This window comes from Pricia sp., assembly GCF_041745955.1.
In the GTDB taxonomy this organism is placed as follows: Bacteria; Bacteroidota; Bacteroidia; order Flavobacteriales; family Flavobacteriaceae; genus Pricia.
In genome coordinates, this window is record NZ_JBGTHY010000201.1 from 1 (window position 1) to 3,219 (window position 3,219).

Here is a 3,219-nt window from a genome sequence, read left to right on the forward strand (position 1 = left end):
AAGGTCAAATCGCCCTCGACCAGATACGCTATATCGACAAATTGCGATTATCCAATAAAATAGCTGCATTGGACAATACCGAGATTAAAAAACTTCGTTTACTTTTAAAGGAGTTTTTGATCGATGACTGATCAGACTTTCAAAGTAAACATCCCGTTATGTCCATAACCGTCAATAACATCACAAAATCCTTCGGCAATCAAAAAGTACTTTACGGCATCTCTTTCGAACTAAAAAAGGGGGAAATCGTAGGCCTTTTAGGCCCGAACGGCGCCGGGAAGTCCACCATGATGAAAATCCTGACCACCTACCATCAAGCGGACGAAGGCGAGGCCCAAGTCAATTCGTTCGATGTGGTTACGGAAAAAAAGAGGGTACAGAAAAGTATCGGGTATCTACCGGAACACAATCCGCTGTATCTGGATATGTACGTAAAAGAATATTTGACCTTTAATGCCGAGGTCTACAAAACCGACAAGAATCGAATCGGCAAAGTCATCGAACAAACGGGACTTACACCGGAAGTCCATAAAAAAATAGGGCAGCTTTCCAAGGGGTATCGTCAACGTGTAGGACTGGCCGCGGCCCTGCTGCACGACCCGGATGTACTGATTCTCGACGAGCCTACAACGGGGTTGGATCCGAACCAATTATTGGAAATCCGAAAACTCATCCGTGAAATGGGAAAGGAAAAGACCATTCTACTTTCGACCCATATCATGAAGGAAGTCGAAGCCGTATGCGATCGGGTACTGATTATAAACAAAGGCATTTTGGTGGCCGACAAAAAACTTTCCGATTTACGTAATGATGACGAACAAATTATAGAAGTGGAATTCGACTACCGTGTAGAGGAAGCCTTTTTGAACCGATTGCCCCATGTGACTTACGTCAAGAACATCGCCGGTTTTCTCTATGAGATTACTTTCGATACCTCAAAGGATATGCGGCCCGCAGTTTTCGATTTTGCCCATGACAACAAGCTCAAAACCTTACAACTCAGCCGAAAAAACAGGAATTTGGAGCGTTTGTTTGCGGAATTGACCGGTTGGGAAATGAACAGCACCGCTTAATTTCAAGTGAAGTAGTTTTACGATTTACGGTTCGCTATAATTGTAGGTAGTTCCGCATTATCTTCATGCCTTATTAAGATACTTTTATATCTCATTCCCCCTTCAATTTAGACAACCACTCCCTACCATTGTCATTTTCCGGGTTTAGCTCTAGGGACTTTAGATAGTTCTCGATGGCCAACTTTTTATTTCCCGACGCTGCGTAGGCCTCCCCCAAGCTGTCATAGGTATTCCACGAGTCGGGATAAAGCGTTACATTGAGCTTAAAAATTTCCAGTGCCTCATTTATTTTGTTTTCCCCAAGAAAAGAGTACCCTGCGGTATTGAACAAATTTTCTACCATCTGGGGATTTGTTGTCGGAGCATAGGAAAGCGTATCTATGGTCATGAGCGAACTTATTTTCCATTCATTGCCTTCTTTTACGAAAGTGCGAAATTCCCTTGTACCCGTTGAAGTCAGTGAATCATTTTCAAAATCCGTTCGTTGGTTATAGGCCATCCAAGCCAGTCTATCGGAAACTTCAATAATATAATCGCTGTTAGATGTGGTGGCCTTGGTTCTTGGTACTGTATTGTACAAGGCCATAAGGGAGTCGATCGGTTTCCAACCTACCTGACTAACGTAAAAGCCATTGCCGGAATAGAGGCGATTGGTTTTGGCGTTTTGGCTCATAAGTGCCCTCCAACCTTCTAAATTTCCTTCCCAATAAATATCGGTCTCCCGGAGCGCCAACTTTTTTAAAACCTCTTCTTCGGGGCTTTGCGCCAAAGCACTATATAATGCTGCAATAAAAATTGTGAAAATCAGTAGCTTTTTCATCTGTGTTTGTTTTAGTTAAAAATATACCTACCTAATTTGAAATTCTGGATGACCCGTTTGCCATAGGGCAAAACTGAAGACATCGGCAAATGCACTAAAAGCAGTCGTCTTGGTGTCGCCCATACCATGCCCCGCCTCAAAATCTACCGAAAACAAAATAGGCTTGTCAGAAGCATTGGCAGCTTGCAGCCTTGCGGCAAACTTGCCGGGTTCCCAAGCACTGACACGGGGATCGTTCATGCCTGCCGTGACCAGCGTCGCGGGGTATTTTTCTCCGTCTACAATATGTTGGTACGAATCCATCTCCAATAATGCCATACATTCCACCGAGTCTTTGACAGTGCCGAATTCGGGGATGTTTGGAGGGCCATTGGGGGTAAACTCCATCCGCATGCTATTCATACAGCCTACTTCGGGAATAGAGGCTGCGAACAGGTCCGGTCTTTCGGTCATAGCCCGGCCAATGAGTACCCCACCGGCACTAGCACTATAGATGGTAATCTTTTGCGGAGTGGTATACTTTTCACTCACCATGTACTCTGCACAGGCAATGAGATCTTTCCAAGTATTCGGCTTGGTGACCTTCATGCCCCCTTTATGCCAAGTATCGCCCAACTCGCCCCCACCCCTAACATGGGCAACGGCAAAAATGGCCCCTTTTGTAGTAGGCATGAGGTACGTAGGGCTAAAAAAAGGACTCATCGAGTACCCATAGGCTCCATAGCCCAAAAAGAACACCGGCGTCTCACCGTCCCTTTTTAAGTTCTTGTCATAAACCAACGAAAGAGGCACTAAGGTACCATCATGCGATGGCACCATTAATTCTTCCACCATGAGATCGTCATATTCGGGATATGCTGTTTGTGATGAAAGGTTTTCTGTAATGAATTCCGATTTACGAGGGTCAAAACGGTACCTCCGGTAATCGGTGGTCCAGCCGTTCAAGGTGACCCAGAAATCGGGAGAATCGATGCTTTTAGCACGAATACCAATACTTCCGGCCGCATTCGGAAGTTCAATTCTTGTTGCTTTTGCTTTCCCTTTGGACAAATAATACAATTCTTGCTGCACGCCGTTTTTTGACAGGGTGTAATAAAGTCCGTCACTGGTCAGGTCAAAAGTTTCTAAAATGCCATTTTTACTTTCCGGTACTATTACTTCTGCGTTCTCCATATCAGGATTGATCAGGGAAGTTTTGAGAATCTTGAAATTGGGCGCATTTTTTGGGGTACGTACAAAAATGGAATCTTTGATCGTACCGAAATCGTACACCTCATCCTCTGGTACAAAAAGTGGTTTCCAGTGGATTGTCGGGGCATCGATTTC

General features: G+C 44.6%; 3 protein-coding genes. 1 reads left to right on the forward strand and 2 read right to left on the reverse strand.

All coding sequences use genetic code 11. The features are described 5' to 3' along the window. Positions 1-158: 158 nt before the first annotated feature. Positions 159-1,073: a gliding motility-associated ABC transporter ATP-binding subunit GldA gene (gldA, locus tag ACEW8S_RS07025; protein ID WP_373517456.1), complete on the forward strand. Its 915-nt coding sequence runs from the start codon at positions 159-161 to the stop codon at positions 1,071-1,073. 91 nt (positions 1,074-1,164) lie between these two features. Here the strand turns inward: gldA and ACEW8S_RS07030 are convergent, their stop codons facing one another. Together ACEW8S_RS07030 and ACEW8S_RS07035 are read right to left on the reverse strand one after the other, a co-directional pair. Beyond that, positions 1,165-1,893 carry a tetratricopeptide repeat protein gene (locus ACEW8S_RS07030; protein ID WP_373517457.1) on the reverse strand — a complete coding sequence of 243 codons (729 nt, stop codon included), beginning with the start codon at positions 1,891-1,893 and terminating at the stop codon, positions 1,165-1,167. Between the two features lie 27 nt (positions 1,894-1,920). Beyond that, a partial coding sequence (locus ACEW8S_RS07035; protein ID WP_373517458.1) for a prolyl oligopeptidase family serine peptidase occupies positions 1,921-3,219 on the reverse strand: 1,299 nt, incomplete at its 5' end.

Excerpts from the sequence above, each read along its gene's own strand:
- gldA (WP_373517456.1), top strand. The coding sequence starts at position 159 with ATGTCCATAACCGTCAATAACATCACAAAATCCTTCGGCAATCAAAAA.
- ACEW8S_RS07030 (WP_373517457.1), bottom strand. The coding sequence starts at position 1,893 with ATGAAAAAGCTACTGATTTTCACAATTTTTATTGCAGCATTATATAGT.